Below are 22,682 nucleotides of genomic sequence, written 5' to 3' on the forward strand. Positions count from 1 at the left end.
GGCGGAACCCTGTAGGACACCAACCGATCATGCGGGGGCCGGCACCAAACCGGCGTGGCACTGCGTTTGCAGATCTCCAGGTACCCCACCCCCTACGACCCATGCGTTTCGCCACTCTCCTCGCGCTTTCGGTCGTCTTCTCCGTCGCCGCCAGCGCCCAGCCACGCACGAGCGCGGCCCCGCAGCACACGCTGTCCATCGCCGACGCGGCCGTCTCGACCTCGCTCCGGGCCGGCGGCTCGGACCGGAATGCCGTTCCCGGGAGCGGTTGCTCGGGCTACATCGACAACGCCCAGCCGTCGGCGAAGCTGACGGTCGAGGGCGACGGGCCGCTCGCGATCTACGCCGTCTCGGGCTCCGACACGACGCTGCTCGTCTCCGACCCGGCCGGTCGCTGGCACTGCTCCGACGACGCCAACGGGAGCAACCCGGCCGTGACGTTCGCCCGCGCGGCGCCCGGCACGTACGTCGTGTGGGTCGGGACGTTTTCGCCGGATCAGGCCCCGGCGACCCTCTCGGCGGTCCGCGGCCAGCCGGCCTGGTAGGCCCGCCTCGGCGCCGAGGCGGACCGGGCGGCTAGGCCTCCTGGTCCGTCCGCAGCGTTTCGAGCAGGCTCGAGAGCTGCGAGAGCTGATCGTCTGTGAGGTGACGCCCGAGGCGGCCGATCGCCTCCGCCACAGGGGCGTCGAGCCGGCTCAGCACGTCGAGCCCCTCGGGGGTGATGTGGACCTCGACGACGCGCCGGTCGTGCTCCGCCCGCTCGCGCTTGATGAGGCCGCGCGCTTCCAGTCGGACGAGGAGCCGCGTGACGTCGGGCGTCCGGTCGAGGAGCCGCTCGCCGATCTCGGAGCAGGCGTAGCGTTCGGGGTGCCGACCGCGGAGAATCCGGAGGACGTTGTATTGGGCCTGCGTGACGCCGTGTGGGGCCATGGCCGCCGTCATCTCGCCCGAGATCCAGGAGGCGGTGGCGAGCACGTTGAGCAGGGCCTCTTGTTCGAGCGAGGCGAAGTGGTCCTGCTGGATAAGGTCGGAGAGCGTCACGGGGCGGCGGCGGAAGGGGGGGTCCTACGGCCGGCCCATCGGCGGTTGTTCCAACAGGTGTCCGCTACGCGCCGGTGTCCGCTACGCGCCGTCGCGCTCTGACGGCGCCGGTTGACGCGCGCTCATCGCCCCGTCGCCTGATCCGACCGGCGCCGGCGGGAGGGCGAACGCGAACGCGGACCCGTAGCCGACGCGGCTTTCGACGTCGAGCCGCTGGCCGTGCGCCTCGAGGATGTGCTTGACGATGGCCAGCCCGAGCCCCGTCCCGCCCTCGGCCCGCGACCGGCTCTTGTCGACGCGGAAGAACCGCTCCGTCAGCCGGTTGATGGCGTCCTGGGGGATCCCGATCCCGTCGTCGACCACGGCGATGCGGACGTCGCCGGTGTCGCGGAGGCGGGCGGCGACCTCGACGTGACCGCCGGCCTCGTTGTATTTGACCGCGTTCTCGACGAGGTTCGTCAGGACCTGTCGGATCCGGTCGCGGTCGCCGAGCACGGGCGGCAGCGTGGCCGGCACGCGGACGGCGAGCTCGACGTGGTGCTCGCGGGCCGCGTGCTCCAGTCCCTCGACCACCTCGGTGGCGAGCGCGCCGAGGTCGAACGGCTCGCGCGTGACCTGAAGCCGGCCCGTCTCCAGCTTCGAGATGTCGGAGAGGTCGCGCGTGAGGGCGTCCAGCCGGCTCGCGTTGGCGTAGATCTTCTCGACGAACCGGCGGCGGACGCGGTCGTCGTCGAGGGCGCCGTCGAGGAGCGTCTCGGCGAAGCCGGTCACGGCGAAGATGGGCGTCCGGAGCTCGTGGCTCACGTCGCCGAGGAACTCGCGGCGGTAGCTCTCGACGCGCTCCAGCCGCTCGATCTCGCGCTGGAGCGTCCGGCCGGCCCGCCCGACCTGGTGGATGAGCGCGTCGAGCTCGTCGCGGCCCGTCGCGCCCGGGAGGGAGGCGAGGGCGTCGAACCGACGTTTCCGCGCCTCGCGGAGCGTCCGCCGCGCTAACTCCAGCCTCCCGGCGATCTGCCGCGAGACGGCCGCGTAGGTCGCCACGCTCGCGACGAGCGCCATCAGCACGCCCGCCAGAAGCCCTGTCCGGACGCCGCCGGGCACGCCCGCGCCGATCGCGGCGACGAGCCCGACTGGCAGCGCGACCGTCGCCGCCACGCGGAGCGCGAGGCGGTGCACGCGGGACGGGGTGTAGGTAGGGGCGGTCACCACCGCAGGATAGCGGATGGGGGCTCGAAAGGGAGTGGGGATCCCGCCAGATCGACCGGCTCCGCCCGCCTCGGTGCCGCGGTGGGCCGAGCCGCGCGCCGGCTCGGCGCTACTCGCCCAGCGCCTCCGCCAGCCGGTACCCGACGCCCTTGACGGTCTCGATGTAGTCGCTCCCGATCTTCTCCCGGATCTTCCGCACGTGGACATCGACCGTCCGGTCCACGACGACGACGTCGGCGCCCCAAACGGCGCTGAGGAGCTCGTCGCGCTCGAACACGCGGCCGGGGTGGCTGGCCAGGAAGAACAGGAGTTCGAACTCCTTCCGCGGGAGCCGGAACGTCTCGCCCGTCGCGGGCCGCTCGACGACGTAGCGGTCGCGGTCGACCACGATGTCGTGGACGCGGACCTGCGCCGTCGTGGCCTCCTCTTCGCGCTCGATCCGTCGGAGGAGCGCCTTGACCCGGCTCACGAGGCGCTTCGGGGAGACCGGCTTCGGGAGGTAGTCGTCGGCTCCGGCCTCGAGCCCGGCGATCTCGTCGCGCTCGTCGGTCCGCGCCGTCAGCATCAGGATCGGCGTGAGCCGAAGCGCGGCCCGTTCGCGGATCTGCTCGGTCAGCGCGACCCCGTCCATCCGCGGCATCATGATGTCGACCACGATGAGGTCCGGCTTCTCGGCCTCGGCGAGCGCGAGCCCGGACACGCCGTCGGCGGCCGTGAGGACGGTAAAGCCCGCGGTCTCGAGGGCGTACTGGAGGAGCTCGACGAGGTCCGGCTCGTCGTCGACGACGAGGACCGTGGCGCGGTCGTCGTCCGTCGGGAGCGCAGGCGCGGCGGCGTCCATAGCGGATGGGGCGGTGGACTCGGAAGCTAGGAGGGCTTCCGGGGGCGCGTGTTACCGCAGTGTATCCCCCGCCTGGGGGCCCACCCCGATCCCGAGGCGGGCGGAGTCGACTACGCTTCGCGGAGGGCGAGCCGGATGAGCTCCTCGGCCGACTGGGTGCCGGGGTGGGCGCGAAGGACTTTCCGGAGCCGCTTCTCGGCCTCGGCCCGGCTGAGCCCGAGCGCCTCCAGGCCCGAACGGGCGTCGGCGCGGGCCTCGCTGGAGCCGTCGCCGCCGAGCGCGCCGGCGGGTTCGAGCCCGTCCATCGAGGCGAACTTGTCGCGGAGCTCGACGATGAGCCGCTCGGCCGTCCGCTTCCCGATGCCGGGGATGCGCGTGAGCATGGCCGCGTCGCCGGCCACGACGGAGTCGCGGAGTTCGCTCGGGCTCATGGCGCTGAGCGCGGCGATGGCCAGCTTCGGCCCGACTCCGCTCACGTTGGTCAGCGTCTCGAACGTCGTCCGCTCGGGGTCCGAGGCGAACCCGTAGAGCGTGAGCGCGTCGTCGCGGACGACGAACGACGTGACCAGCTTGGCCGGCTGGCCGACGGCCGGCAGCCGCTCATACGACGAGGCCGGGATGAGCAGGCGGTAGCCGACGCCGCCGGCCTCGATGACGGCTTCGGTCGGCTTCTTGTCGGCGAGTGTGCCAGAAACGTAGGCGTACACAGAACTGGGGCGTGCGAAGCAGGGGGGCGGAATCGGTCCAAGCTAGGCCTGCCCGGTGCCACCGACCTGTCATGGGCGTCGGGCGGGGACCCCCCTGTGCCCCACGTGGGTTCGTCTCCGGCACTCCCCGAGCCCCACGATGCCCGACGCCCCGACGACCGATCCCACCGACGACCTCGACCGCGACGACTCGCCGTCGGGCAGCTACGAGGCCGGCGGGCATGGCGCCGTCCCACCCGATTCGCCGCTCGCGGGCGGCCCCGCCGAGGAAGATGGGAAGACGCTCGCCGACGGGACGACCGTCGCCCACCTCGAACGGCGCGAGCTCGGCTCGTGAGCTACGCGCCGTCGCGGCGGACGAAGTCGAGCAGCCGGCGGGCGTCGGCGCCGCGGTAGCTGCCTTGTTCGACGAGCGTCCCGAGCACGCGGACGGCCTCGGCGTCTCGGCCCCGGTAGAGCAGGATGCGTCCGAGGGCAAGGCGTGCCTCTTGGGAGGCCCACGACGTGGCGTCGGCCTCCTCGACGACGGCTTCGATTTCGGCCGCGGCGGCATCGAGAGTGGCGGCGTCGTACGTGGGGAAGAGCCCGAGCGTCGACCGGCGTGCCTCGTCGACGGCCCCGAGGGCGGCCGCGAGGCGGTCGGCTTCGGGGACCGCCTCGTCGCCTCGGAGGACCGGCGGCGGGTCGGCCTCGATCTCGCCGAGGGCGGCCACCTGCGCCCGCTCGGGGACGAGCGCGGCCGACACGGTGAAGAGGCCGCCGTAGGCGCCAAGGAGGACGGCCGCAGCGGCGGCCCAGGTCGAGGCGCGCACCAGCCGGAGACGGGGACGGGCGGGCGCGGGCTCGAGGAGAGTGAGGGGGCCCGATGCGGAGTCGCCGCCTGGAGCGGGTGTGTCGCCGAGGACGTGACCCGTCAGGCGCTCGTAGCGCCGGAGGGGATCCTCGGCCTCCGCCGCGATCGCGTCCAGGCGGGCGTCGATGGCGTCGTCGCCCTCGGCCCGCTCGCCAGAGGCGGAGTCGAGGAGCGGGGACCCAAAGCGCCGCGCCACGGCGCGCTCGGGGCGGTCGTCGCGGTCCGTGGCCGCGTCGACGAAGGCGGCGAGGCGGCGGGCCTCGGCGTGCGCCTCGGCCCATTCGGGGCGGCCCGCCACGCGGGCGTCGACTGCGGCCCGCTCGTCGGGGGAGAGAGCAGGGTAGTCATCGAGGAGCAGGGCGATGTCAGTCACGGCGATGGGAATCAGGGCCCTAGACCCTCCGGTGGATTCGATCTAACCTCTCCATCGCCCTCCACGGAAGGTTCGCTGTCTGCGTAGTCCGCGGGGAGGCCACCGAACTGGAGGGCGCAGAGGTCGGGGTCCTCGCGAAGGCGGGCGATCGCCTTCGAGTAGTAGGTCCGGGTGGTCGCGAGCGAGCGGCCGGTCGCGTCGGCGATGTCCTGGTAGCTCCGCTTTTCTAGGAGTCGCATCCGGACGACTTCGGAGATGGCGGGCGGCAGGGCCTCGACGGCCCGCGCGACGAGCCGCCGGACGAGGACCCGGTCGAGTCCGCTCGTCTCGGCCGGCGCCACGGGCGCCACGTGCTCGTCCAACTCGACCGTCTCTCGGCGCCGCTGGCGGTACGAGTAGAGGACGTTCCGGCAGACGACGCTGACGAACTGGGGGAACCGTTCGGGGTCGCGGACGGACGACATCGACCGGAGCAGCCGCTTCATGGCGCGCTCAATGACGCCGTCGATGTCGCTCACACCAGATGTCCGCTCGCGGGCGAACTTTCCGTAGAAGTACCACACGACGTAGCAATAGGCCCAGAGTTGGGCCGTCTCCCGATCGGCCTCTCGGCCTTCGGCCCGCCAACGCACGAACGTCTCCCGTGCCGCCTCGAAATCGTCGACGGCGAACGGGAGGTGGCGGGCCAGGTCCTGGAGCCGAGAGGAGTGGTCGCGGGCCACGGGTGGGTAAACGGCGGTCCCGCGCGAAGATAGAGGCCGCCCGGAGGGCCGGGGAAGAATCCTTGAACCCCACCAGATGGGGCCTCTGGGAGGGCTCCGCGCGTTGACCGCGGAGGGGGCGACGGTCTAGCTTGGACCCTTCGATTGCGCCCGGTCCGCCCCGAAGGGCCCGCGGACCTCGGCGCGCCGGTCGCGGAGCGGCCGGGCCGACGGCCTCTGCGTCGGTCCCGGGGCCGCCCCTTTTTGTGTCCACCGGCGACGCCCTCCGCCCATCCGGGCTCCCAGACCCTCCCCCTTATGAACACGACCTCGTTCAAGACCTACAGCGCCAAGCCCGGCGACGTCGAGCAGGCCTGGCACGTGGTCGACGCCGAGAACGTCGTCGTCGGCCGGCTCGCCGCTCGCGTGGCCACCATCCTCCGCGGCAAGGACAAGCCCGAGTACACTCCCCACATGGACGTCGGCGACTACGTGGTCGTGGTCAACGCCGACAAGGTCCGGTTCACGGGGAAGAAGGAGACGGACAAGAAGTACTTCCGGCACTCGGGCTACCCCGGCGGCATCCGCGAGCGGACGCCCAAGGAGGTCCGCGCCACGCACCCCGAGCGGATCATCGAGGCGGCCGTCAAGGGCATGCTCCCACGCACGAAGCTCGGCCGCCAGCTCTACAAGAAGCTCCACGTCTACGCCGGCCCGGACCACCCGCACGAGGCCCAGCAGCCGCAGACGCTCACGATCGATTAGTCCCGCGAGGGTCGGCTCGCGCCGACCTGCGCACTCCGACCCCTCGCACCCCAGCAGTATGGCAACCCAGTACCAGGCCGTCGGCCGCCGCAAGACGTCGGTCGCCCGCGTCTACCTCCGCCCCGGCTCCGGCAACGTCGTCGTCAACAAGCGGCCGCTCGCGGAGTACCTCCCGACGGCGATCCGCCAGGCGTCCGCGACGGCCCCGCTCGACCTCACCGAGCTCCGCGGCCAGTTCGACGTCCTCGTCAACGCGAAGGGCGGCGGGCTGACCGGCCAGGCCGAGGCCATCCAGCTCGGCATCGCCCGGGCCCTCGTCGACTTCAACGAGGACCTCCGCAAGCCGCTCCGCGACGCCGGCTACCTCACGCGCGACCCGCGCATGGTCGAGCGGAAGAAGCCCGGCCAGCCGAAGGCCCGCAAGAAGTTCCAGTTCTCGAAGCGCTAAGCCGCTTCGCCGGCCGCCTCTCGGGGCGGCCCCATCCCCCACCCCGCCTGAGCTGCTGGCGGGTGCCTCCGCCTCGGCGTCTTTTCGGAGCGACTCGCTCCACGGACGCACCGAGGCCGGGGTCGCCAGCGGCGCCGACGGCGGGGCCAGGCTCAACCACCAGCGCCGCGCCGCGGCGCCCACTCCCACTCTGACATGGCACGCGCCTCCCTCGAAGACCTGCTCCGCGCCGGCGCCCACTTCGGGCACCTCACCTCCCGGTGGAACCCGAAGATGGCCCCGTACATCTTCATGCAGCGGAACGGGATTCACATCCTGGACCTCAAGCAGACCCAGCAGCTCCTGGACGACGCCGCCGACGCGGCCGGCCGGTTCGCGGCGAAGGGCCGGAAGATCCTCTTTATCGGCACCAAGAAGCAGGCCCAGAGCGTCGTCCGCGAGGAGGCCGAGCGCGCCGGGATGCCGTTCGTCGTCGACCGCTGGCAGGGCGGGATGATGACCAACTTCGCCACCATCCGCGGGAGCCTCCGCCGGATGGAGACGCTCCGTCGCGAGGAGGCCGACGGCACGACGGCCCAGCTCAAGAAGAAGGAGCGGCTCATGCGGTCGCGCGAGCTCGAGAAGCTCGACCGCGTCCTCGGCGGCATCTCGGACATGGGCAAGCTGCCCGGCGCCGTCTTCGTCGTCGACGTCAAGCGCGAGCACATCGCCGTCGACGAGGCCCGCAAGCTGAACATCCCGATCATCGCCCTCGTCGACTCGAACGTCGACCCGGACCTCGTCGACTTCCCGATCCCGGCGAACGACGACGCGATGAAGTCCGTCGCTCTCTTTACGCGCGTCATCGCCGACGCCATCATCGAGGGCCAGAAGGCCGGCGCCATCGAGCGCGACGCGGCCGTCGCCGAGGCCCAGAAGCGGGCCGTCGAGGATGAGAAGGCCGACACCGAGGAGGCCGCCCAGGAAGAGGAGGTCACGACGATGGCCGACGCCGAGACCGAGGCGAAGGTCGAGGCCGCCCAGGCCCGCTCCGCCTCCTAAGAAGCGCTCCGCGCGAACACTCCGTGACGGGGAAACGCGGGCGCCGCCGGCCTCGTCGTTTCCCCGTCTCTCGTTTCCGCCGGGCGCCGCCCGGCCCCAGACCGAACCCGACCCAACCATGGCTATTTCCGCCCAGGACGTCAAGAAGCTCCGCGAGCAGACCGGCGTCGGCATGATGGACTGCAAGAAGGCGCTCGTCGAGGCCGACGGCAACTTCGAGGAGGCCGTCGAGATCCTCCGCAAGAAGGGCCAGAAGGTGGCCGCCAAGCGCGCCGACCGCGAGGCCTCCGAAGGCGCCATCGTCACCGCGACCACCGACGACGGCGGTGCCGGCGTCATCGCCGAGGTCAACTCCGAGACCGACTTCGTGGCCCGCAACGACGAGTTCGTCGGCTTCGCCCAGTCGATCGCTGACGCGCTCCTGGCGGCCCGCCCCGCCGACGTCGAGGCCGCCAAGGCCGACGTCCAGGTCAACGGCCAGGCGCTCGGCGACGCTCTCACCCAGATGACCGGGAAGATCGGCGAGAAGATCGAGCTCAAGCGGTTCGAGATCGTCGACGCCGCCGACGGCGGGACCGTCGTCGACTACATCCACCCGGGCGCCAAGCTCGGCGTGCTGGTCGAGATGACGGGCGACGGCGACCTCGAGGACGCCGGCCGTGACGTGGCCATGCAGGCCGCCGCCATGAACCCGATCGCCGCGACCCGTGCCGACGTCCCGCAGGACGTCCAGGACAAGGAACTCGAGATCGGCCGCGAGCAGGCCCGCGCCGAGGGCAAGCCGGACCAGATCCTCGACAAGATCGCCGAGGGCAAGCTGAACCGGTACTTCAAGGACAACGTCCTCGTCGAGCAGCCCTTCGTGAAGGACTCCTCGCAGACGGTCCAGCAGATGCTGAAGGCCCAGGGCGCCGACCTCAAGCGGTTCGTCCGCTTCGCGCTCGGCGGCTGACGCCGACCCTCCCCGCCTCGGCCCCGAGGCGACGGTGGGGCCGGAGCACCCGTTCGCCGGTGCAGTTGCGGGGCGGCTCGGCGCGATCCAGAACGGGCTGAGCCGAGACCGGGAAGCGGAGGCGGCCTACCGCCGGTCGGTCGCGATCCTCCGCGGCGCGTTCCCCGATGGGTGCCCCCCGCTGGCGCATGTCACCTACCGGCTCGGCGCGTTCCTCGTCGGCCGGGAGCCGGCTGAGGCCGAGCGCCTCCTCCTCGAGAGCGACCGGCTGTGCCGGGCGATCCCCGACGCCGACCCGGAATGCGCGGCGCGGGCCCGTGCGGCGCTCGCCGGCCTCGGGAGCTGACGCGGGCCCACCGGCAGTGGACAGAGCGGGGCGGTCGCGTCAGCGGCCCGCCCCGCCCGCCTCGGCACCGAGGCGGTGGAGCCGGACGGACTACGCTCCGTCGATGAGCCGCTGGAGGACGTCGCCGAGGTGGCGGGCCAGCGTGTCCTTGTCGCCGCCGAGCGTGCCCGAGCCGATCACGTCGCGCGTGAGGGCGAACCCGAACAGGACGGCCACGACGAGGCCGGCCCGCTCGCGGGCGTCGGCGCCGCCGAGCCACTCGGCCAACGGGGTGGCCACCTGCTCGGCGATCGCGGCGCGGAGGACGCCGCCAGCCTCGGGGTGCGGGGCCGAGTGGAGCAGGACGAGCGTCGGGTCGAACCCCTCGCGGCGTGGCCGGAGGAGCCACCGCGCGAGCCGGTCGCCGAGCGTGGCCCGCTCGCCCACGAGGAGGTTGCCGATCGTGAAGCTGTCGCCGACGACCTCGGTGAAGAGGCCGAGCTTCGAGCCGAAGTAGCGGTTGATGAGCGCGGCGTTGACGTCGGCCTCGGCCGCGATCTCGCGGACGCCGACCTGGCCGTAGCCGGCGTGCGAGAACTGGCGGCGGGCGGCGGCCAGGAGCCGGGCGCGCGTGGCGGCGCGGTCGCCAGTGACGGGCGGCTTGGAGCGGGCGGCCATGGTCGGAGACGGGGGAGGCCCTGGTAAACCGCTGGCGACTTCCGGTTCCCCGAACGCGGTCCCCGAGCCTGCCTTTGGAGTCGTTGCCGGCCTCCGCCGCCGGGCCGTACCTTCGGGACCGCTCCTGCCGCCCCTCTCCAATGGTCCCCGACGACCTGTCGTCCCACGCGTCCTCGCGTGGCGACGGCCTCCGCTACCGCCGCGTCCTCCTCAAGCTGAGCGGCGAGGCCCTCCTCGGAGACAAGTCGTTCGGCATCGACCACGGCGTCCTCGGCCAGTACGCCGCCGATGTGAAGGAGGCCGTCGACGCCGGCGCCGAGGTGGCCCTCGTCATCGGCGGTGGCAACATCTTCCGCGGCGTCTCGCCGCAGGGCTCCAAGATGTCGAGCCGCGCCCACGCCGACTACATGGGCATGCTGGCGACGATGATCAACGGGATGGCGCTCCAGGACGCCCTCGAGGGCGTCGGCCTCGACACCCGGCTCGTCTCGGCCATCGACATGAACGAGATCGCCGAGCCGTTCATCCGGCGCCGCGCCATCCGCCACCTCGAGAAGGGCCGTGTGGTCGTGTTCGGGGCCGGGACCGGCCACCCGTACTTCTCGACCGACACGGCCGCCGCGCTCCGCGCCGCCGAGGTCGACGCCCAGGTCATCCTCAAGGGCACCCGCGTCGACGGCGTGTTCACGGCCGACCCCGAGACCGACGCCTCGGCCCAGCGCTACGAGACCATCTACGGCGCCGAGGTCATCCAGCGTGACCTGAAGGTCATGGACCTCACGGCCGTCACGCTGGCCAAGGAGAGCGGCCTGCCCATCCTCGTTTTCAACATGAATCGGCCCGGGACGTTCGCCCGGGTCCTCCGCGGCGAGCCCGTCGGCACGACCGTCCACTGGGACGACGCGGCCGAGCCGCTCGTCCTCGCCTAGGCGCTTCGCTCCACCGGCTCCCGCCGCCCGACACTTCCCCGACAGACATGATCGACGACTCCCTCCAAGCGGCCCTCGACGAGGCCGAGATGGACATGGACGCCGCCCTCGAGCACCTCGTCCACGAGCTCAACACGATCCGCGCCGGCCGCGCCAACCCGCAGATGCTCGACGGCGTCCGCGTCGAGGCCTACGGCACGACGGTCCCGCTCAACCAGGTCGCCAACACGGCGGCTCCCCAGGCCGACCTCATCACGGTCAGTCCGTACGACAAGAACACGATCGGGGCCATCGAGCGCGGGATCACGGAGGCCAACCTCGGTCTGAACCCGACCAACAACGGGTCGCAGATCCTCCTCTCGATCCCGCCGCTGACCGAGGAGCGCCGCCGCGACCTCGCCAAGACGGCCCGCGCCAAGGGCGAGGAGGCCAAGATCTCGATCCGCAACGCGCGCCGCTCGGCGAAGGACACGATCAAGAAGACGGCCGCCGCGGAGTCGCTCTCGGAGGACATGGAGTACGAGGCCGAGCAGGCGCTCCAGGACCTGACCGACCGCTTCGTGGTCCGCGTCGACAAGACGCTCGACAACAAGGAGAAGGACATCATGACGGTCTAGCGCCGTCCGTGGGCGGCCCGAGGCGGGCGATCTTCGGCGATCCTCCTAAGCCGACGCCCGCCCGGCCGTCTAGATTGGGCGGTCCCGGAGAGGTGCCCGAGTGGCTGAAGGGGCGCGCCTGGAAAGCGCGTGTGCCGGTTTCCGGTACCGAGGGTTCGAATCCCTCTCTCTCCGCCGATACATCTGAGAACCGGCCCCGCGCTTCGCAGGGGCCGGTTTTTCGGTTGATAGCGCGCCGCTGGAGCGCTCCGCCGATGGGCGGGCTCGTCCACTCGAGCGACCGACTCTCTCCGCCTCGGCGTCGAGGCGGGGGGCCCACGGAGCGGAGCCCCCCGGTTTCTCTCGTCGGCATCGGCCGAGGTGGTCGCCGGGGCGGACGTTACGGCGTCCGGTGGTGACGGCCCCGGCCCGGGGGGATCCGCTCGGGCCCGAAGCAACGGCGAGCGGCGTCCACCGGACCGCCCCGCCACACGAACGGCACGCTCGGGGCGACGAGCCGCACGCGGCTGTCGCCGAGTCCGCCCGCCTCGGCAGCGCTACGGCTTGAAGACGAGCCCGACGCCGAGGCGGACGATCCCGCTGTCGATCTCGTCGAAGTTGTCGGTCGATTCGCCTTCGAACGCCAGCTCTGTGAACCGGCCCCCCGTCAGGTCGAGCGCGACGTCGAACGCCACCGACGGGCTGAGGTCGTAGAGGAGGCCGCCGCCGAGCGTGAGCCCGCCGCCGCGGGCCTCGAGGTTCGCGCTCGTGCCCGGGACGTCGAACGAGGCCACCTGGCCGGTCACGGCCGTCTGGAGGTAGGGGTTGAGCCGCGACGACGGCCGGAGGTTGAACCGGAGCCCGAGGTCGGCCGTGCCGAGGCCGTAGCCCTCGCCGCCGTCTTCCGGCTCCATGCCCGCGCCGCCGAGCGCGAGGAACGCCACGAGGCGCGGCGTGAACCCATAGGCGACCTCGCCCGCGATGCCCCCGCCACTGTCCGACGACTCGTCGCTCCCGTCATCGATGGCGAGTTGGGCGGCGTAGACGTGGGCAGAGAGCGAGAGGCCCTCCCGGCCGGCCTGGGCGGATGCGCCGACCGGCAGGAGAAGGGCCGCGAGCGTGACGGCGCGGAGGGCGGGGGACCGGAGCATGGGGCGGGGGCGGGTGAGCGCCTGCCCCTAGCGCACGGCGCTCTCAGAGGTTCCCGAACCGTCTGGAACGGCTGCACGGGCCGTTCCTGACGCCGCGGATCGGGGAAACCCGCGACTTCCACAGCGCCGGTCGGGGGAGGCGGACCACCGTCCGGGCGCGGGAGTACGGGTGGGGCTTTCCCGCGCCGTTTCCCCATGGACCGCCTCTCCGACACGAACGCCAACCCTCGCCTCTCGGCGGAGGTCCTCGAACGGGCCCTCCACGCGACCGACATCATGGTCGTCCTCACCGACCCCCACCTCGAGGACAACCCGATCATCTGGGTCAACGACTACTTCTGCCAGTTCACCGGCTACGGACGCGACGAGGTCCTGGGCCGGAACTGCCGGTTCCTCCAGGGCGACGACCGTGACCAGCCGGCCATCCGCCGCCTCCGCCGCGCGATCGACGCGGGCGAAAGCGTGAACGTCCACATCCGCAACTACCGGAAGGACGGGTCGCCGTTCGACAACGACCTCTACGTGAGCCCGGTCCGCGAGACCCCGAGCGACCTCGACGGCCCGATCCGCTACTTCATCGGCGTTCAGAACGACTCGACGGCCCGCATCCGCGCCGAGGCCGAGGTGGCCGATCGGACGCGGGAGGTCCACGAGACGGCCGAGAACGAGCGGGAGCGGTTCGGGATGGACCTCCACGACGGCCTCGGGCAGGAGCTGGCCGGCGTCGGGCTCCTCCTCAAGGCGCTGGTTGGGCGGCTCGAGGACGAGGGGTCGGCGTCGGGCGCGCTCGCCGGCCGCGTGCTCGATCTGGTGGAGGAGGCGCTCTCATCGGCGCGCGACATGGCGCGCGGACTCAACCCCGTCGACGCATCGCCGTACGGACTCGGCGACGCGCTCCGGACGCTCTGTGACCGGGTGGCCGAGTCGCAGCCCGACATCGAGGTCCGCGCTCGTGTCGAGCCCATCCCCTTCGACGACCGCCGCGAGGCCCGGCACCTCTACCGGATCGCACAGGAGGCCCTCTCGAACGCCGTCAAGCACGCCGAGGCGAGCCAGGTCCTCGTCACGCTCCACCGGACGGGCGGGTCGGTCCACCTCGAGGTCCGCGACGACGGGGCCGGCGTGCCGGAGGAACTGACCGAGGTGGGCGACGCCGTGCCGGTCCAGGACCGCGCCGAGCTCGCGCGGCGGGGGATGGGCCTCTACGGGATGCGCTACCGCGCCGACCTCATCGGCGCCGCGCTGACCGTCCGCCGCGACGACGGCGGGGGGACGGTCGTTCGGTGTGTCGTGCCGGACGCCGCGAGCGGCCCCCGCGCGGGCCACCGCGCGCGGAGCGGTGAGCGCGAGTGACGGCCCCCCTCAGCCCGACGCCCTCCGGACGAGGTCGGTGACGGCGGCCTCGACGTCGTCGGTCCACTCCACGAGGGCGAACGACGTCGGCCACAGGGCGCCGTCGTCGAGGCGGGCCTGGTCGCTGAAGCCGAGCGTCGCGTACCGCGCCTTGAACTTGGCGGCGCTCTGGAAGAAGCAGACGACCTTCCCGTCGCGGGCGTAGGCCGGCATCCCATACCACGTCCTCGGCGCGAGGTCCGGCGCCGCGTCCGACACGACGGCGTGGACCCGTTCGGCGAGGGCTCGGTCCGCCTCGGGCATCTCGTCGATCTTCTCGAGCACGTCGCGCTCGCCGTCGGCCCGCTTCCGGTCGGCCTTCGCCTCGGCCTTCAGCTCGCGGGCGCGCTCCTTTATCGCCGCGCGCTCGTCGTCTGTGAATCCGGTGTCTTTGTCTGGGGCCATCGAAGAAGCGGGGTGAGTGGCGGCCCCCAAAGCTAGGCGGACCCCGCGACACCGGGGCGTCGCACCACGCCTACGGCCTCAGATCCGCCCGCCTCGGTCGGCTCGCCGAGGCAGGCCCGCTCGGGCGATCCGGCTACGGCTGAGACGACGGCGGCACGATCCCGTTGAGCCGCATGTAGGTGACGAGGTTGCCGTAGTGCTCGTAGTTGTGCATCGAGTTGAAGGCCAGCGCGCCCGACGCGGCCATGTCCCGGCCGAAGACGCTCCGGACCTCGGCGCCTTCCGCATCGGTCATGCCGTCGTAGACGGCGGCGCAGTAGTCGAACGAGTCGCGGAGGGCGGCGATGATGTCGGCCTTGGTGGTGGCAGCCTCCTCGACGTTCTCCTGCGTGGGGCGGTCCTCCCCGGCCGCCGCGGAGCAGAACGAGTACTGGGCGTTGGCGATGTGCGCGAGCAACTGGCCCGCCGTGCGCACGTCCTCCGTCGGTCGGTAGGCGTACATCTCCTCGTCGAGCAGCTCGGCCGTGCCGAGGATGTGAGCGGCCGTCACCTCGTGCAGTCCCTCGAGGCTCATGGTGACGGGCTCGGCGGAGGCGTCCTGGGCCGAGACCGGGTCTTGGGCGGAGGCGTGCGCTGAGAGAACGCAGAAGAGCAGCGCGGTGCGAGCGAGCAGTCGAGAATGGGTCATCGGTCTGGGCGAAAAGGTGTCGGTGCGAGGGCCGATCGCGCCCTCGGCCGCCAAGGTAGGGGTCCGCTCCGGTTCCTCCGCCCCCGCTCCTTCCGCCTCGGTGCGGCCCCCGAGGGGGGGCCTCCCGGCCGGGAGGGCGGGGTGTCCCGTCGGCAGACGAGCCGGACTCAGTCCTCGATGGCCTCGATGCCCCGCGCCTTCAGTCGTTCGAGGTGGTCTCGCATGGCGTCGAGCTCCTCGGGCGAATGCCCCTCCCAGTCCGTGACCTCCCCCGTGACGCGGAGCGGATCCCGAGTGCGGTAGGACTTCGTGGGGTTGCCCGGGAACCTCTTGTCCGTCAGGTTGGGGTCGTCTTCGATCGGGCCGGTCGGTTCCACCACGTAGATCCGGCCGGGGCGGTCACCCAGGGCCAACTCGGCCCCCCAGGTGGCCGCGTCCAGCGTGGCGGTCAGGTAGACGTAGGCCGCCTTCTTCTTCGCGCCGTAGTTGGAGGCGTAGCCGGGCTCGATCACGTCTCCCAGCTCCAGGTCGGCCTTGGTGCCGTGGTAGAACCGCTGCGAACGGAGGGTGTCGTCGTCTGTCATCGGCTCGGTTCTCGATGGGGAAGGGAAGGCGGTGGCCATTCCATCGCGCCACGTGGCGGCACGGTCAGGGAACGTAGGTGCTGGCGTCAGAGAGAGGCAAGGCGGTCACGCATGCGACCGGCCCGAACCGGCGGGCGTCGCCTTCTCGGCGACGTACACGTAGTTCTGCCACGCGTCGGCGTAGTGACGCACCAGGCGCATTCCGGCCCCCTCCAGCAGGCTCCGGTACGTGGCGACTCCCAGGGAGACGTACCGGAACGCGACCCCGTTCATCTCGCCCTCGGTCACGTCCTGGACATCGCCGGATGTGAACAGGAACCATCCCCCAGGTCTCAGCCACGCCGCGACCTTCTCGATCGCGGCCGCCTGCTCGCCATCATCGAGGTGGAACAGGACGCCCCACGCGACGACGGCGTCGAACGACCCCGGTGCGAAGCGCGCGTCGTGGACGCGGACGCACTGGGTGGGGACGCCGGGGAAGTGGGCCTGGTACCGCTCGACCATCTCGGGCGAGCTGTCGAGCGCTGTGAGGTCGACGCCCTCCCGGAGGAGAAACCGCGAGAGCGGGACGCCGTCGCCGCACCCGAGGTCGAGCACACGGGCACGGGGCGGGAGCAACGGTGTGAGGGCAGCGAGATCGGGGACGCCGACGTTGGGGTTTCGGGCCGCGGTATACCACGCGGCGATCTGGTCATACTCGCGCATGCCAAGCGGGGCGGCACAGCAGGTGGCGGCTCGCCCACGAAACGAGGCGGGCCTCTCGAGCGAAGAAAGACCTGCGACGGCGACCGGACGAGGCAAGGCGGTCGAGGGTGTTGTCGGCGCGCAGCCGTGGGTGAGGCTGCGCCCTCGGTCTAGACTCCGCCGGCCGCCCGTGTGGCACAGGACTGGTCGTCTTCCTACAGATCCTCTGGCAAGACGATGCCGAGTTCCCGTCGGTGCGTCCTCCACAAACCGACCATGGCTTCATGTCGTTCGGGGTCGACCGCTGACAGGTCGTTGGCTTCGCCGGGGTCGGTCTCCACGTTGAAAAGCTGGAAGTCGGATTCCCGGAAGGGCGGGTCGAGCGTCAACGAGGGGGCTGGACGGGGCGAGGTGATGGAGCGTTTCGCCGCCAGACCAGATCATACCGGGCCGCTACTCGAACGGCACTCCCGCAGCGACCCACGCTGAAACCGCAGGCGCACCCGTCGCCTCGAACAGATAGACTGGCGCTGAGGCCGTGATGGGACCCTCTGCCGAAATAGTCCGCTCGAACACCATGATGGACGGGATGGCAATGGGGCGGTCATCGAGACCCTCCGGCCGCCAGAGGTGCGCGAGAGCCGCGCTGTTCTCCCAGTTCCGTCCGATGACCAGTTCATCGAACGCGCCTGACTCTTGGAGGAAGCTGAAGCCCTCAGCCACGTTCCAGTCGAGCGCGACGCCAACCGCCGCGAACGACCTCCCCTCCTCAGCTGCACGTTCTGCCAGCGCGACTTTCGCCTGTTCGAGTGCGGCCTTGAACTCCGGGTCATGGCACGGCACGCAATCGGTCATCCCGAAGTAAACGAGAACGACCTCAGACCCGCGACCGAGAGCGCCGTTGTGCTCCTCGTAAGCGGGGCGGTATTCCTGAGCGAGAGCCTGCACGCTGACGACAAGGGCGAGCGCAGCGGAGAGGGCGAGGGTGCGCATGAGGGGAAGGGGTCGCGAGCGGTGGCCTAACGAGAAACGGTTCAACCGCGCCAGGCGACACGACACGAGCAACTGTGTCAGGCGTCAAGCTACAGCGGCGTAGCTCGCTCCCCCCCCTGGTCGGAGCGGCCCGCGGACGGCGTGCGCGCCGACCGTCCACAGGATCTTGGCCCCGGCCCGGACGGTCCCGGAGACGGTCCCCGTGATCTTCGAGCGCCCGACGCGGCGGCGGTACGCGACTGGCACCTCGGTGCACCGGAGCCCGGCGCGGACGGCGCGGACCTGCATCTCGACCGTCCACCCGAACGTCTCGTCGCGCATCCCGAGCGCCTCCAACTCCCGCCAGCGGACGGCGCGGAACGGGCCGAGGTCGGTGAACCGCGCGCCCCACCGAAGCCGGACGAGCGCGCACGCGAGCGCGTTGCCCCACCGGGCCTGCGGCAGGAGCGCGCCCCGCTCGACGCGCCCGGCGCGCTGGCCGAGCACGCGGCTCCCGATCACGAGGTCGGCCTCGTCGCGCGCGATCGGCGCCAGGATCGACGCGAGGTCGGCCGGGTCGTCGGAGAGGTCGGCGTCGACGAAGGCGACGACGTCGGGCGGGTCGGGGGCGAGGTGGGCGAGGCCGGCGAGGCAGGCGCGGCCGTAGCCCGCGCGCGGCTCCGACACGACGGTCGCCCCTGCGGCCCGCGCCGCCTCGGCGGTCCCGTCGGACGAGCAATTGTCGACCACGACGACCTCGGCGACGCCACACGCCTCGCGCGGCAGGCCGCGCACGACGGCCCCGACCGAGGCCTCTTCGTCCCGGGCCGGGATCACGACGGCGACCCGCATCAGCGGCCGTCGATGAAACCGACCCGCGTGATCGACTCGGGCGCGAACGGGATCGGGATCGAGATCGGGACGGCCCACGCCACGCCGCCCGCGCCGTTCGTGACCGGCACGGGCGCGGCGCTCGCCATCACGCCCTCGAGGCGCGCGTCGGTCAGCACGGCGTCGCCGTCCTCCGTCCCGTAGAGGATCGACCCGGCCCGGATCTCGGCCGTGGCCAGGAACGCCGTGAACACCGCGCCGCCGTCCGTCGCCTGGAGCACGGCGGTCGCCGTGAACGACGGGCCGTCGGGGTCGGCCGGGCGGCGGACGCGGTAGCGCACGACGGGCTCCAGCAGCCGCGCGCCCCCGAGGCCGGCCACATCGACCTGGACGGCCGTCGAGACCGTGTCCTGCGGGCGCGCCGCGACGGTCGGGGTCGGGAAGGCGATCGTGACCGACGACCGCGCGCCGTCGGTCGTGCGGACGGCCTCGATCCGGTGCGTCTCGCCGGGCGCGACGGTGAGGCCCGCGAGGAACAGGTGGGCGGGGTCGCCGCTGGAGAGCGTCACGAGCGAGTCGCGCCACGTCGTCGTGCGGCCCGAGGTGATCTCGGTCGACGTGATCTCGGCCGGGAGCCGGTCGGGCGTCTCGAAGACCGACGACGCGAGGTCCTGCACGCGGAGCCGCTGCGTCGCCGCCCGTCCGTCGAGCGTGCCGAAGATCGCGAAGGCCTCGGCGTCCTCGACGCGGGGCTCGAACGTCGAGTCGCAGGCCGGGACGAGGACCGCGAGCGCCAGCAGGACCGTGAGGCGCCTCATTCGACGTCGATGCGGAGGCCGAGCGTGGGGAAGAGCGGGAGCTGGTCCACGCGCTCGGCGCGGAGCGCGTCGTAGTAGAACACGTTGGCGCGGCTCGTCACGTTGAGCACGGCCGCCTGCACGACGGCGCGCGCGCCGGGGATCCGCGCGGCCCACTCCACGGCGAGGTCGAGGCGGGCGTAGGGCGGCGTCCGCGCGCCGTAGGGGTCGTCGTCGAACCGCGTCGTCGGCGGACCGACGGCCGTCTCCAGCGGGAGCCCGCGCTCGACGGCCTCACCCAGGTCGAGGTACGCCCCGACGACGCGCGTGTACGGCCGGCCGGACGTGAGCTGGACGGCCGCCGCGACGGCCCACGGGCCCCACTCCGCCCGGCCGTCGACCGTCAGCCGGTGCGGGCGGTGGAACGGCGGCTGGTACGACCGCCCGGCGTCGCGGTACGTCAGCGACTGGGCGCCGTAGCGGGCGTCGATCCGGAGGCCCGGGCGCCGGTACCCGGCCACGACCTCGACGCCGAGCGCGTCGCCGTTGGTCGAGAGGAGCCGGTCGTCGAGGAGGATCGTCTGCCCGGTGAGCCGCTTGGTGTAGCCCTCGACGCCGGCCCGGACGCCCCGGCCCAGCGCGCCCTCCCACCCGAGGAGCCCGTGCACGGCCGTCGGCACCGGCAGCGACGTCGGGACCGTCGTCCACGCCGTGAACACGTCGCCCACGTCGCCCTGGTTCGTCAGCCCGACGATCTCCTGCCGGTAGACGCCGGCGGCCCCCCGGAAGACCTGCCGGCCGAGGGCCCACGACGCCAGCACGCGCGGCTCGAACGAGCTCGGCTGGGCCTGCGCCGGGAACGTCTGAAACCGGACGCCCGGCTCGACCTTGAGCCCGTGCCCGAGGTCCACGTCGGCGTCGACGAAGAACGAGCCCTCGCTCGTGTTCTGCCGCGTCACGACGTCCGGCCGGAAGGCGTACTCGAAGAGGTACGACGAGGCCTGGATCCCGGTCCGGATGGTGTGCGGGCCGACGTAGTAGACGTAGCCGAACCGCCCGCCGAACGTCTCCACCTCGGCGGTCCGGCGGGGCGCCCCGACCGGCTCGAACGCCGTCTCGAACCGCGACCAGTAGGCGCTCACGTCGATGGCCGCCGCGAAGGCCGACGAGATCGAGAAGAACTGGCCGCCCGCGGCCTCCGAGCGCGTCGTGATGCGGCTGCCGTCGAGGCCGAGGTCGCCCTCGTCGGTCGAGAGGAGGGCGGTGGCCTGGAGTGTCGAGGTCGCGTCGAGCCGGGCGTGGAGCTTGCCGAAGGCGTCGGAGAACCGGTACGGCAGCGCGATCCCGAGCGCCTCGCTCGTCTCATCGACCACCGACTGCCGCGCCGACGCCAGCAGCGACACGTCGCCGGGCACGACGGGCACCTCGAGCTCGGCGCCGACGAGGACGGGCGAGGCCGTGACCGCGCCCCCCACGCGCCGCTTGTGGCCCGTCCGCCCCGCCACGTCCACCACGGACGCGATCCGCCCGCCGAACCGGGCCGGCCAGCCGCCGGCGTACACGTCGGCCGAGCGGACAACGCCGGCCGGCAGCGCGCTGTACCCGCCCAGCAGGTGGAACGGTTGGAACACCGGGATGCCGTCGACGAGGACGAGGTTCTGCGTCGGCGTCCCGCCGCGGACGGAGAGCTGGCCGCCGCGGTCGCCGATCGTCGTGATGCCGGGCTGGACGAGGAGGCCGGCCGCGAGGTCGCCGCCGGGGTCGGCGGTGGGGAGCGCGGCCAGGTCGGCCGGGCGGAGCCGCGCGAGGCCGGGCTCACGGATCATCACCGTTTCGGCCGCCTCGACCTCGACGGCGTCGAGCGTGGCCGTCGCCGGCACGAGGTCGATGGGGAGGTCGCGCCGTTCGCCGGACGCCAGCGCGAGGGTGTCCGACGACGGCCGGTAGCCGATCGCCGTCACGCGGAGGAGGTAGCGGCCGGGCGCGAGCCCGCGGAACGCGAACTGCCCCTCGGTCCCCGCGGCCCGCCCTTGGACGGCCCCCGTCGTGTCGACGAGGGCGACGGTCGCGCCGGCCACGGGCGCCGCCGTCTCGGCGTCGGCGACGACACCGAACAGGTCGGCCTGGGCCTGGGCGGCGGGCCCGGCACACAGCGCGAGGAGGGTGAGGAGGAGGGCGGTCCGGGTCACGTGCGAAAGGTACCGGGCGGGCTCTCGTATCGGGAGTCTCATCGGCACGCCCAGGCCCCGCCCGACGCGGGTACCGGGGGCGTCCGACGCTGCCCGCATCCCCTCTCCGACACGCTCTCCAATTCTCCGGTGTCGTGACCGACCCCAGTTCATGGAAGAGCCCCCCATATCTCCCTGAAGCCCATCGGCGCCCGGCAAGACGGAGTCTCCGCACGACGCGTCGGGGAGGCCGCGGCGGACCCCGCCGGCCTCGGCCCCGAGGCGGAGGGAGCTGGCCATGGCGGGCGGTGCGTGACTTTCTCCGGCGCCCGCGCCCGGATCACCGGACCTTCCACGGCGAGCCCCCCCCCGACTCGTGCCCTCGACGCCCTGGTGGCGCGCCCGCCGCGACGCCCTCCTCGCCCTCGCCGACGACCGCTCACCGCGCTACGTCTACGACCTCGGGACGGTCCGCCAGCGGGCCCGCGACCTCCGCGCGGCCGTCCCCGTCGACCGCGTCCTCTACGCCGTCAAGGCCAACGACTACCCCGAGGTCCTCTGCGCGCTCGTCGACGAGGGGCTCGACCTCGAGTGCGTCTCGGTGTTCGAGATCGAGCACGTGCTCGAGGCCGTCCCGGGCTTCCCGCCCGCGCGGATCCTCTACACGCCCAACTTCGCCGGTCGCGCCGAGGTCGCCCGTGCCCTCGCGCTCGGCGTCCACGCGACCGTCGACAACGCGACGACGCTCGACGCCTGGGCTGAGGTCTGGGGCGGACGCGCCGTCACGGTCCGCGTCGACCCCGGGGTGGGGAAGGGGCACCACGACCACGTCAAGACCGCCGGCGACGCCTCCAAGTTCGGCGTCTCGCCGTCCGACCTCCCCGCCCTCGCCGAGGCTGCCAGCCGGCACGGCGTCCGCGTCGTCGGGCTCCACGCCCACACCGGCAGCGGGTACGACGACCTCGGCGTGTGGGCCGAGAACGCCCGCCTCCTCGGCCGGCTGGCCCGCGAGCACTTCCCCGAGGTCCGCCACCTCAACGTCGGCGGCGGGATCCCCGTCCCGACCGGGGGCGCGCCGCCGTACGACCTCACGGCGGCCGGCGCCGCGCTCGACGAGGCCCGCGCGGCCTTCCCCGACCTCGCCGTGTGGATCGAGCCCGGCCGGTTCCTCGTGGCCGAGGCGGGTGTGCTCCTGGCCCGCGTGACGCAGGTCAAGCAGAAGGGGGCCGTCCGCTACGTCGGCCTCGACACCGGGATGAACTCGCTGCTCCGGCCGGCGCTCTACGGCGCCCACCACGACGTCGTCAACCTCTCCCGCCTCGACGCCCCGGAGGCGGGCCCGGCCGAGATCGTCGGGCCCATCTGCGAGAGCAGCGACGTCCTCGCGCGGGCCCGGCCGTTCCCGGAGACGCACGAGGGCGATGTGGTCCTCATCGACACCGCCGGGGCCTACGGGTTCGTCATGGCCTCGCACTACAACCGGCGCCCGCCGGCCGAGGAGGTCGCGCTGTAAGTCCGCCCGCCTCGGCGCCGAGGCGGGCCGGGGTCGGGACG

General features: G+C 72.6%; 28 protein-coding genes and 1 tRNA gene. 12 read left to right on the plus strand and 17 right to left on the minus strand.

The features are described 5' to 3' along the window. Window positions 1-101 precede the first annotated feature (101 nt). The gene (locus BSZ37_RS06285; RefSeq protein WP_095509724.1) at window positions 102-545 is read left to right on the plus strand and encodes a peptidase S1; all 444 of its coding nucleotides are present in this window, start codon (window positions 102-104) and stop codon (window positions 543-545) included. A 31-nt stretch (window positions 546-576) separates the two neighbouring features. Here BSZ37_RS06285 and BSZ37_RS06290 read toward each other — a convergent pair whose 3' ends face one another. From BSZ37_RS06290 to ruvA, 4 genes are all read right to left on the minus strand, one after another. After that, window positions 577-1,041 (minus strand): MarR family winged helix-turn-helix transcriptional regulator, encoded by a 465-nt coding sequence (locus BSZ37_RS06290; RefSeq protein ID WP_095509725.1) that lies wholly within the window; start codon window positions 1,039-1,041, stop codon window positions 577-579. 81 nt (window positions 1,042-1,122) lie between these two features. Next, complete coding sequence (locus tag BSZ37_RS06295; protein WP_179299502.1) at window positions 1,123-2,247, minus strand: sensor histidine kinase; 1,125 nt, start codon at window positions 2,245-2,247, stop codon at window positions 1,123-1,125. A gap of 109 nt (window positions 2,248-2,356) precedes the next feature. Then, entirely contained in the window at window positions 2,357-3,088 is a 732-nt protein-coding gene (locus BSZ37_RS06300) for a response regulator transcription factor (protein WP_095509727.1), read from the minus strand. Window positions 3,089-3,198: 110 nt separating this feature from the next. Next, entirely contained in the window at window positions 3,199-3,795 is a 597-nt protein-coding gene (gene ruvA / locus BSZ37_RS06305; RefSeq protein ID WP_095509728.1) for a Holliday junction branch migration protein RuvA, read from the minus strand. Between the two features lie 139 nt (window positions 3,796-3,934). Here ruvA and BSZ37_RS06310 point away from each other — a divergent pair, with 139 nt between their 5' ends. After that, window positions 3,935-4,132, plus strand: coding sequence for a hypothetical protein (locus tag BSZ37_RS06310; protein ID WP_095509729.1), 198 nt, complete (start codon window positions 3,935-3,937; stop codon window positions 4,130-4,132). A gap of 1 nt (window position 4,133) precedes the next feature. Here BSZ37_RS06310 and BSZ37_RS06315 read toward each other — a convergent pair whose 3' ends face one another. Next, entirely contained in the window at window positions 4,134-5,021 is an 888-nt protein-coding gene (locus BSZ37_RS06315) for a hypothetical protein (protein WP_095509730.1), read from the minus strand. A gap of 11 nt (window positions 5,022-5,032) precedes the next feature. Beyond that, entirely contained in the window at window positions 5,033-5,743 is a 711-nt protein-coding gene (locus tag BSZ37_RS06320) for an RNA polymerase sigma factor (protein WP_179299503.1), read from the minus strand. A gap of 297 nt (window positions 5,744-6,040) precedes the next feature. Between BSZ37_RS06320 and rplM the strand changes: the two genes are divergently transcribed. From rplM to BSZ37_RS06345, 5 genes are all read left to right on the plus strand, one after another. After that, window positions 6,041-6,487: a 50S ribosomal protein L13 gene (rplM, locus tag BSZ37_RS06325; protein WP_095509732.1), complete on the plus strand. Its 447-nt coding sequence runs from the start codon at window positions 6,041-6,043 to the stop codon at window positions 6,485-6,487. 58 nt (window positions 6,488-6,545) lie between these two features. Continuing rightward, window positions 6,546-6,935 carry a 30S ribosomal protein S9 gene (rpsI, locus tag BSZ37_RS06330; protein ID WP_095509733.1) on the plus strand — a complete coding sequence of 130 codons (390 nt, stop codon included), beginning with the start codon at window positions 6,546-6,548 and terminating at the stop codon, window positions 6,933-6,935. Window positions 6,936-7,130: 195 nt separating this feature from the next. Next, complete coding sequence (gene rpsB / locus BSZ37_RS06335; RefSeq protein ID WP_095509734.1) at window positions 7,131-7,976, plus strand: 30S ribosomal protein S2; 846 nt, start codon at window positions 7,131-7,133, stop codon at window positions 7,974-7,976. A gap of 118 nt (window positions 7,977-8,094) precedes the next feature. Next, window positions 8,095-8,928 (plus strand): translation elongation factor Ts, encoded by an 834-nt coding sequence (tsf, locus tag BSZ37_RS06340; protein ID WP_095509735.1) that lies wholly within the window; start codon window positions 8,095-8,097, stop codon window positions 8,926-8,928. 34 nt (window positions 8,929-8,962) lie between these two features. Next, on the plus strand, window positions 8,963-9,274 hold the full coding sequence (locus BSZ37_RS06345; protein WP_095509736.1) for a hypothetical protein: 312 nt from the start codon (window positions 8,963-8,965) through the stop codon (window positions 9,272-9,274). Between the two features lie 90 nt (window positions 9,275-9,364). Here the strand turns inward: BSZ37_RS06345 and BSZ37_RS06350 are convergent, their stop codons facing one another. Next, window positions 9,365-9,931, minus strand: a complete 567-nt coding sequence (locus BSZ37_RS06350) for a TetR/AcrR family transcriptional regulator (protein ID WP_095509737.1) — start codon at window positions 9,929-9,931, stop codon at window positions 9,365-9,367. 140 nt (window positions 9,932-10,071) lie between these two features. On the opposite strand from BSZ37_RS06350, the gene pyrH reads away from it, so the two are divergent. The 3 genes from pyrH to BSZ37_RS06365 all read left to right on the plus strand — a co-directional run bounded on the left by pyrH (window position 10,072) and on the right by BSZ37_RS06365 (window position 11,651). Beyond that, window positions 10,072-10,860 (plus strand): UMP kinase, encoded by a 789-nt coding sequence (gene pyrH, locus BSZ37_RS06355; protein ID WP_095509738.1) that lies wholly within the window; start codon window positions 10,072-10,074, stop codon window positions 10,858-10,860. A gap of 47 nt (window positions 10,861-10,907) precedes the next feature. Further along, entirely contained in the window at window positions 10,908-11,477 is a 570-nt protein-coding gene (gene frr / locus BSZ37_RS06360) for a ribosome recycling factor (protein ID WP_095509739.1), read from the plus strand. An 86-nt stretch (window positions 11,478-11,563) separates the two neighbouring features. After that, window positions 11,564-11,651: transfer RNA gene (locus tag BSZ37_RS06365), tRNA-Ser, on the plus strand. Between the two features lie 362 nt (window positions 11,652-12,013). On the opposite strand, the gene BSZ37_RS06370 is transcribed toward BSZ37_RS06365, so the two are convergent. Continuing rightward, window positions 12,014-12,607 carry an outer membrane beta-barrel protein gene (locus BSZ37_RS06370; RefSeq protein ID WP_095509740.1) on the minus strand — a complete coding sequence of 198 codons (594 nt, stop codon included), beginning with the start codon at window positions 12,605-12,607 and terminating at the stop codon, window positions 12,014-12,016. Window positions 12,608-12,802: 195 nt separating this feature from the next. On the opposite strand from BSZ37_RS06370, the gene BSZ37_RS06375 reads away from it, so the two are divergent. After that, window positions 12,803-13,960 (plus strand): sensor histidine kinase, encoded by a 1,158-nt coding sequence (locus BSZ37_RS06375; protein ID WP_095509741.1) that lies wholly within the window; start codon window positions 12,803-12,805, stop codon window positions 13,958-13,960. A gap of 9 nt (window positions 13,961-13,969) precedes the next feature. Here BSZ37_RS06375 and BSZ37_RS06380 read toward each other — a convergent pair whose 3' ends face one another. The 9 genes from BSZ37_RS06380 to BSZ37_RS06415 all read right to left on the minus strand — a co-directional run bounded on the left by BSZ37_RS06380 (window position 13,970) and on the right by BSZ37_RS06415 (window position 21,149). Continuing rightward, on the minus strand, window positions 13,970-14,404 hold the full coding sequence (locus tag BSZ37_RS06380; protein WP_095509742.1) for an iron chaperone: 435 nt from the start codon (window positions 14,402-14,404) through the stop codon (window positions 13,970-13,972). A gap of 133 nt (window positions 14,405-14,537) precedes the next feature. Beyond that, entirely contained in the window at window positions 14,538-15,092 is a 555-nt protein-coding gene (locus BSZ37_RS06385) for a DinB family protein (protein ID WP_095509743.1), read from the minus strand. 167 nt (window positions 15,093-15,259) lie between these two features. Next, window positions 15,260-15,676 carry an NAD(+)--rifampin ADP-ribosyltransferase gene (arr, locus tag BSZ37_RS06390; RefSeq protein WP_095509744.1) on the minus strand — a complete coding sequence of 139 codons (417 nt, stop codon included), beginning with the start codon at window positions 15,674-15,676 and terminating at the stop codon, window positions 15,260-15,262. A 105-nt stretch (window positions 15,677-15,781) separates the two neighbouring features. Next, window positions 15,782-16,381 (minus strand): class I SAM-dependent methyltransferase, encoded by a 600-nt coding sequence (locus BSZ37_RS06395; RefSeq protein ID WP_095509745.1) that lies wholly within the window; start codon window positions 16,379-16,381, stop codon window positions 15,782-15,784. Window positions 16,382-16,575: 194 nt separating this feature from the next. Continuing rightward, window positions 16,576-16,749 carry a hypothetical protein gene (locus tag BSZ37_RS21920; RefSeq protein WP_179299504.1) on the minus strand — a complete coding sequence of 58 codons (174 nt, stop codon included), beginning with the start codon at window positions 16,747-16,749 and terminating at the stop codon, window positions 16,576-16,578. Window positions 16,750-16,813: 64 nt separating this feature from the next. Continuing rightward, window positions 16,814-17,353, minus strand: a complete 540-nt coding sequence (locus tag BSZ37_RS06400) for a hypothetical protein (protein ID WP_095509746.1) — start codon at window positions 17,351-17,353, stop codon at window positions 16,814-16,816. 84 nt (window positions 17,354-17,437) lie between these two features. Continuing rightward, window positions 17,438-18,184: a glycosyltransferase family 2 protein gene (locus BSZ37_RS06405; protein WP_095509747.1), complete on the minus strand. Its 747-nt coding sequence runs from the start codon at window positions 18,182-18,184 to the stop codon at window positions 17,438-17,440. Beyond that, complete coding sequence (locus BSZ37_RS06410) at window positions 18,184-18,981, minus strand: hypothetical protein (RefSeq protein ID WP_095509748.1); 798 nt, start codon at window positions 18,979-18,981, stop codon at window positions 18,184-18,186. The genes BSZ37_RS06405 and BSZ37_RS06410 overlap by 1 nt, the downstream gene beginning before the upstream one ends. Then, window positions 18,978-21,149 carry a TonB-dependent receptor gene (locus tag BSZ37_RS06415; RefSeq protein WP_179299505.1) on the minus strand — a complete coding sequence of 724 codons (2,172 nt, stop codon included), beginning with the start codon at window positions 21,147-21,149 and terminating at the stop codon, window positions 18,978-18,980. Before BSZ37_RS06415 ends, BSZ37_RS06410 begins: the two co-directional genes overlap by 4 nt. A gap of 355 nt (window positions 21,150-21,504) precedes the next feature. Between BSZ37_RS06415 and lysA the strand changes: the two genes are divergently transcribed. Next, a complete protein-coding gene (gene lysA, locus BSZ37_RS06420) occupies window positions 21,505-22,641 on the plus strand; it encodes a diaminopimelate decarboxylase (RefSeq protein ID WP_095509750.1) in 1,137 nt (378 codons plus the stop codon). Window positions 22,642-22,682: the final 41 nt, after the last annotated feature.

The organism is Rubrivirga marina (assembly GCF_002283365.1).
Classification (GTDB): Bacteria; Bacteroidota; Rhodothermia; order Rhodothermales; family Rubricoccaceae; genus Rubrivirga; species Rubrivirga marina.